Here is a 6,117-nt window from a genome sequence, read left to right as displayed (position 1 = left end):
GACCTCGACCAGGGCGTGACGGCCGAGATGACCGCGGGGGAGTTCGCCCTCGGCTTCCGGTTCACCGGCGCCCGGAGCATCGTGCTCGACCACCACGGCCGGGTCTCGGACGTCTCGGTGACGGTCGCGGACGGCACCGCCGTGGTCGAGGCCCTGCTCGACGACCGTCCCGGCACCCCGCCGCACTTCGTGCACGTCCGGATCCCCGGCGCGACCTCCGACCACACGACGTCCGGCGAGCAGCAGCTCCGCGGGTGGATCGGTCTCGGCGACGCCACCGGGACCGACGTGCTGCTCGGCATCTCGACGGTCTCGTTCGCGGACGCCCGCGCGAACCTCGACGCCGCCGGCCCGTTCGACACCATGCGGGCCCGCGCGGAGCGGCTCTGGACGGACGAGCTCGGCACCCTGTCGTTCGAGGGCGCGACCCCCGACCAGCTCACGAGCCTGTACTCCGGCCTGTACCGGCTGTTCCTCTACCCGAACCGTGCCGGCGAGACCGCTCGGGACGGGGTTCCCCGGCACCGTTCCCCGTACGGTTCCGTGCAGGAGTCCCCGATCCGCGACGAACCCGGTCCCGAGGTCGTCGAGGGCCCGTTCACGACCACGAACGGCTTCTGGGACACCTACCGGACCGCCTGGCCGCTGCTCGCCCTGCTCACCCCGGACACCGCCGGCGAACTCGCGCAGGGCTTCGTCGAGCACCACCACGACGGCGGGTGGACGCCCCGGTGGAGTGCCCCCGGCGCCGAGGACTGCATGACCGGCACGACGAGCGACACCGTCTTCGCGGACCTCGCGGTGAAGGGCATCGCCGGCTTCGACCTCACCGAGGCCTACCGGAGCGCCGTGCGCAACGCGACCGTCCCGCCACGGGACGAGCGTGTCGGACGCAAGGGGAGCCTCCCGGGCGCCTTCCGAGGCCACGTCGACACGGCGACCCACGAGGGGATGAGCTGGACCCTCGACGCAGCCATCAACGACTGGGGGCTCGCCGTGATGGCGGGCCTGCTCGCCTCCCGCGCCCGGACCCCCGCGGACCTCGCACGGTACGAGGCCGAGTCGGAGTGGTTCGCCCGCCGCTCGCTGCAGTACCGGAACGTCTTCGACTCCGAGCGCGGCTTCTTCATCGGCCGCGACCCCGACGGCTCCTGGCGGGTCGGCACCGAGTTCGACCCGCGCGACTGGGGCGACGACTACACCGAGACGAACGCGTGGGGGACCGCCTTCACGGCTCCGCAAGACGGGGTCGGCGTCGTCGACCTGCACGGCGGACCCACGCGGTTCGATGCCGCGCTCGACACCTTCTTCGCCACCCCGGAGACCGGGGCGACGGTGCGGTCCGGCTCGTACGGCTTCCCCATCCACGAGATGACCGAGGCCCGCGACGTGCGGATGGGCATGCTCGGGCTGTCGAACCAGCCGGCGCACCACATCCCGTTCTTCCCGATGTTCACCGGGCGGCACGACGAGGCGCACCGCATCGTCCGCGAGGCGCTCGAGCGCCTGTTCGTCGGCTCGGACCTCGGTCAGGGCTACCCCGGCGACGAGGACAACGGCGAGATGAGCGCCTGGTACGTCTTCGCGACGATCGGCCTCTACCCGCTGGCGCCGTCCACGGGCACCTACGTCCTCGTGCCGCCGTCGGTCCGCAGGACGGTGCTGCAGCAGCCGGGAGGCGCGCCCACCGTCATCGAGGTCGCCGACGGCTCCGAGGGCGCGTACGTCGCGTCGGTGACGGTCGACGGCACGCCGTGGACGTCGGTGAGCATCCCGCACCGCGTGGTGGTGTCGGCGTCCCGGATCGAGTTCACGCTGTCGCCCGAGCCGCAGGGCTGGGCATCGGACACCCGCCCGGTCTCGGCGTCCGAGGTGCACGGCTACCGGGACACCCCCGTCGACCTGCTGCCGGTCGGCTCCGCTCCGCAGGGCTCCGCACCGCACGGCTCCTCACCGCAGGGCTCCGCACCGCACGGCGCCTCGTCGCTCGTCGACGACACCGGACGGACGGTCACGGCGGTCCCCGCGGGCACCTCGGTGTCGTTCGCGGTCGAACCGGTCCCGTCGTCGCTCTACACGGTGACCGCAGCCGAGCCGGGGACGTACTCGTGGGAGGTCGCCCTCGGGGACACCCGTGCCGCCGTGCAGGACGCGGTGTTCGACTGGGCCGGCCAGACCCGGGTGTTCCGGTTGCAGGGCTCCGGGACGGCCTTCACGGTCACGGCCGTCTCCGACCTGCCGCTCACCCAGCTCGAGCTGATCGCGGCGGACGGACAGCGTTGACCCGCCGTTCACCGGGCGAGGGCATGCTCGGCCCATGTCGATGAGCACACCCTTCGATCCCGAACAGGACGGCCGCTCGATCCCCGTGGACGGCGCCGACGAGGACGAGCTGCAGATCGAGGAGGACCGCGGCGCCGACGTCGGCGAGGACTCCGCCGACCCGAGCGTCTCGCCGGTCCGTCACGACGACGAGGACGAGGCCGGCGGCGGCCCGGTGTTCCGGCGACCGCAGGCCGGCGACCGCCTGCACCCGGACGATCTCTGACGCGTTTCCAGGGCGATTGCCAAGCGGACCGGGCATGCTCGTGCGCATGTCGATCGCGAACTCGTGGGACCCGTCCGGTGGCCGTGCAATCCCGGAGGACCAGGTGAAGCAGGACGGGCTGGAGCTCGACGAGGACACCGCTGCCGAGCTCGGGATCACGTTCGACGTCGTCGGCGGGGCGTCGGCCGACCCCGCGCGGGTGTCGCCCGTCGACGTGGCGGTCCCGAGCGCCCCGACCCGCGCCGACTGACCCGCCCGCCGCCCGGCCCCCGCGCGGTGTACCTGGTCGAATCGGGCGTACCTGGTCAGAAGTTCCGACCCGGTACGCGCGGGAAGCCCATGCATCGCGGGCGTCCTGGGAAAGAAACGTCAGTGCAGCGGGACGTCGGGCACCCGGTACTTGAACCCGACGTGCGATCCGGTGAACCCCAGCCGCTCGTAGAACCGGTGGGCGTCCGTCCGCTCGGCGTCCGACGTCAGCTGCACGAGCGGCGTCGCGAGCTCCCGCGCCGCGACGTCCACCACCCACCGCATCACCGCGCTGCCGATCCCGCCCGAGCGCACGGCACTGCTCACCCGGACGGCCTCGACGAGCAGCCGCGCGGACCCACGCCGGGCCATCCCGGGGATCCGCGTGAGCTGGAGCGTCCCGACGACGACGTCCTGTGCATCCGTCACGACGAGGAGCGCGTTCGACGGGTCCTCGACGATCGCCCGGAGTGCGGCGGCGTACAGCGGGGCGTCCTCCGGCGCGGCGACGTCTCCGCGGGCGGCACTGACCGGGTCGTCCGACAGCAGCGCGACCAGGGCGTCGAGGTCGTCGGGCGTCGCGTCCCGGACGGTGACCGGGCCGGAGCGCGTGTCGAGCGTGACGGGCAGGGTGAGGTCGTGGAGCACGGTCCCACCCTGCCCGATCGGCTCAGGGGACGGTGTGCCCCGCGGCGGTGAACACGCGGTACCACTCCTCGCGCGAGAGCTCGACGTCGGAACCGGCGGCCGAGTCCCGGACGCGCTGCGGGTTCGTCGTGCCGAGAACGACCTGGAAGTGCGCCGGGTGGCGGGTGATCCACGCCACGGCGATGCCCGTCGGGGTGACCCCGTGCGCGGCCGCGAGCTCCTCGAGCACGTCGTTCAGCTCGGCGTAGTGCTCGCGATCGCCGAGGAAGACGCCGTCGAAGAAGCCCTTCTGGAAGGGCGACCACGCCTGCAGCGTGACACCGTTCATCCGCGAGTGGTTGAGGATGTCGTTGTCGCGGTCGATCGACTGGTCGAGGCCGCCCATGTTCGCCGTGACGCCCTGTGCGATGACGTTCGCGTGCGTGATGCTCAGCTGCACCTGGTTGAACGCGAGCGGCTGCCGCACCGAGCGGCGCAGCAGGTCGACCTGCCCCGGCGTGTGGTTCGAGACGCCGAAGTGGTGGACCTTGCCGGCGGCGTGCAGCTCGTCGAAGGCCTTCGCGACCTCCTCCGGCTCGACGAGGGCGTCCGGGCGGTGCAGCAGCAGGACGTCGATGAAGTCGGTGCGCAGGGCCTCGAGCGACTCGTGCACGGACTCGATGATGTGCTCGTACGAGAAGTCGAAGTACGCGCCGTTCGGCGTCGGGCGGATGCCGACCTTGGTCTGCAGCACGATCTCGGCGCGCTCGGCGGGGGAGAGCGTGACGGCCGAGCCGAACCGCTCCTCGCAGCCGTGCCAGCCGCCGTACACCGCGGCGTGGTCGAACATCGTCACGCCGGCATCGCGCGAGGCGGCGTACAGCGCGCGGATGTCCTCGTCGCTCATGTCGTTGATCCGCATCAGGCCGACGACGACGTCGGATGCGGTGAGGTCCGTCTGTGGCAACTCCAGTGTCTTCACGCCCTCGATCCTCCCACCGGCGCCGCCGGGCAGGCAGGCCCTGTCCGTACCGGCATCGGTGCGGCCGACGGACGGGAGGCGCGGCTCGGCCCCACTGTTGACGTCGCGGCCGTCAGGTGGTCCGGTTCAGGGCACCAGGACCGCGAGCACCCCGGTGCCGTCGGCCCAGCCGCCGGTGAGCGTGCGACCAGCGGGCAGTTCCGCCCCGACGGCACGGGCGACGACGAGCGTCCCGTGACCGGTCGCGACGGAGGTCAGGGCGCCGGAGGTCTGCGCGTCCACGGTCGTCACGGTGGGGGAGTCGGCATCGGACCCGCTGCCCGATGCCGTCCCCTCGGCGTCCCACGCCCCGGATCCGTCGGCGCGCTCGAGGGTGGCCTCGTGCCCGCCCGTGGCGATCGCCCGGCGCAGCACGTCGGCGTACACCGGGTCGCCCACGGCGTCGTAGACCCAGCGTCGTCCGAGCACGGAGTGGTCCATCTCGGTCACGAGGAAGGCCTCGGCGCCGTCGAGCGGCGCCCCGCGGTAGGTCAGCGGCGCCTGGAGCACCCGGCCGTCCGTGGTGCGCACCAGCACCGTCTCGACGCCCACCTCGCCCGCGGGGTCGTCGAACCGGAACTTCCCGGCGATCGCGAGGTCGTCACCGGCGGACACCCCGCTCCAGGGCTGGTCCGGCAGCCAGACGGCGAGCGCCTCGAGCTTCGACGGACGGAGGGTTGCGTGGTGGATGACGGCCATGCCCCGACCGTACCGACGATCAGTGCATCGAGAACCCGCCGTCCGGTCGGGCTACCGACGCCTACGCTGGTCGGGTGCGCGACGACCTGCTCCCCGTGCTCGCCTGCCCCGTCTGCGCCGAGCCCCTCGGCCGCGTCGACGGCGGCCAGGTGGGCTGCGCGACCGGTCACCGGTTCGACGAGGCCAAGCAGGGACACCTCACGCTCCTGCCCGCGAAGCGCCGTGCGCTGACGGCGGACACCCCTGAGATGGTCGACGCCCGACTCCGCTTCCTCGGCCGGGGGCACTACGCGCCCATCGAACAGGCCGTCGCCCGGGCGGTTGCCTCCGTGGACGTGCCCGGTGTCGTCCTCGACGTCGGGTCCGGTCCGGGAACCTACCTCGCACACGCGCTCGACGCCGTGTCGCGGCTCGGGGTCGCCCTCGACCTGTCCGCGGTCGCGATCCGGCGGGCCGCTCGCATCCACGAGCGCGCGGGAGCCGTCGTCGGGGACGTGACCGAGCGCCTCCCGGTCGTCGACGGCGCAGCCGCGGTCGTGCTGGACGTCTTCGCGCCACGCAACCAGTCGGAGTACGCCCGCGTGCTGCACCCCGAGGGCCTCCTCGTGGTGGTGACCCCGCGCACGGGACACCTGGCGGAGCTGGCCGAGGCGACCATCACGGTGGACCCCGAGAAGGAACGGCGGCTGCACGACTCCCTGACGCCCGCGTTCGTGCAGCGGTCGGCCGAGGACCTCACGTGGACGATGGAGCTGTCCGCCGAGGACGTGCACGACGTGGTGCACATGGGGCCGAGTCACCACCACGTCGACCCGGCGCAGGTGTTCGCGCCGACGAGCGTGACCGCCACCGTGACCGTCAGTACGTGGAGTCCGGCGACCTGACCGTGGCCCCCGCTCCGTCAGCCACGGGTCGCTGACCGCCGGGCGTGTGCGACCGTCCGCGCGCACGGTCGACCGGCATGCCGACCCGG

At 72.9% G+C, this 6,117-nt stretch carries 7 protein-coding genes; 4 read left to right on the top strand and 3 right to left on the bottom strand.

Annotated features, from left to right (window positions below):
* The 3 genes from I5E_RS20930 to I5E_RS01835 form a co-directional block, all read left to right on the top strand.
* A partial coding sequence (locus I5E_RS20930) for a glycoside hydrolase family 92 protein (protein ID WP_022905499.1) occupies window positions 1-2,283 on the top strand: 2,283 nt, incomplete at its 5' end.
* 34 nt (window positions 2,284-2,317) lie between these two features.
* The gene (locus tag I5E_RS01840; protein ID WP_022905498.1) at window positions 2,318-2,548 is read left to right on the top strand and encodes a hypothetical protein; all 231 of its coding nucleotides are present in this window, start codon (window positions 2,318-2,320) and stop codon (window positions 2,546-2,548) included.
* Window positions 2,549-2,594: 46 nt separating this feature from the next.
* The gene (locus I5E_RS01835) at window positions 2,595-2,798 is read left to right on the top strand and encodes a hypothetical protein (RefSeq protein WP_148286825.1); all 204 of its coding nucleotides are present in this window, start codon (window positions 2,595-2,597) and stop codon (window positions 2,796-2,798) included.
* A 119-nt stretch (window positions 2,799-2,917) separates the two neighbouring features.
* Here I5E_RS01835 and I5E_RS01830 read toward each other — a convergent pair whose 3' ends face one another.
* The 3 genes from I5E_RS01830 to I5E_RS01820 all read right to left on the bottom strand — a co-directional run bounded on the left by I5E_RS01830 (window position 2,918) and on the right by I5E_RS01820 (window position 5,144).
* Entirely contained in the window at window positions 2,918-3,445 is a 528-nt protein-coding gene (locus I5E_RS01830; RefSeq protein WP_022905496.1) for a GNAT family N-acetyltransferase, read from the bottom strand.
* A 22-nt stretch (window positions 3,446-3,467) separates the two neighbouring features.
* Window positions 3,468-4,406 (bottom strand): aldo/keto reductase, encoded by a 939-nt coding sequence (locus tag I5E_RS01825; protein WP_022905495.1) that lies wholly within the window; start codon window positions 4,404-4,406, stop codon window positions 3,468-3,470.
* A gap of 126 nt (window positions 4,407-4,532) precedes the next feature.
* Window positions 4,533-5,144 (bottom strand): CG0192-related protein, encoded by a 612-nt coding sequence (locus tag I5E_RS01820; protein ID WP_022905494.1) that lies wholly within the window; start codon window positions 5,142-5,144, stop codon window positions 4,533-4,535.
* A 74-nt stretch (window positions 5,145-5,218) separates the two neighbouring features.
* On the opposite strand from I5E_RS01820, the gene I5E_RS01815 reads away from it, so the two are divergent.
* Window positions 5,219-6,028 carry a putative RNA methyltransferase gene (locus I5E_RS01815; RefSeq protein WP_022905493.1) on the top strand — a complete coding sequence of 270 codons (810 nt, stop codon included), beginning with the start codon at window positions 5,219-5,221 and terminating at the stop codon, window positions 6,026-6,028.
* Window positions 6,029-6,117: the final 89 nt, after the last annotated feature.

Origin of the sequence: Curtobacterium sp. B18 (assembly GCF_000333375.1) — a bacterium.
Classification (GTDB): Bacteria; Actinomycetota; Actinomycetes; order Actinomycetales; family Microbacteriaceae; genus Curtobacterium.
The sequence above is the reverse complement of the archived record's forward strand: the minus strand, read 5'-3'. Positions and strand labels throughout refer to the sequence as shown.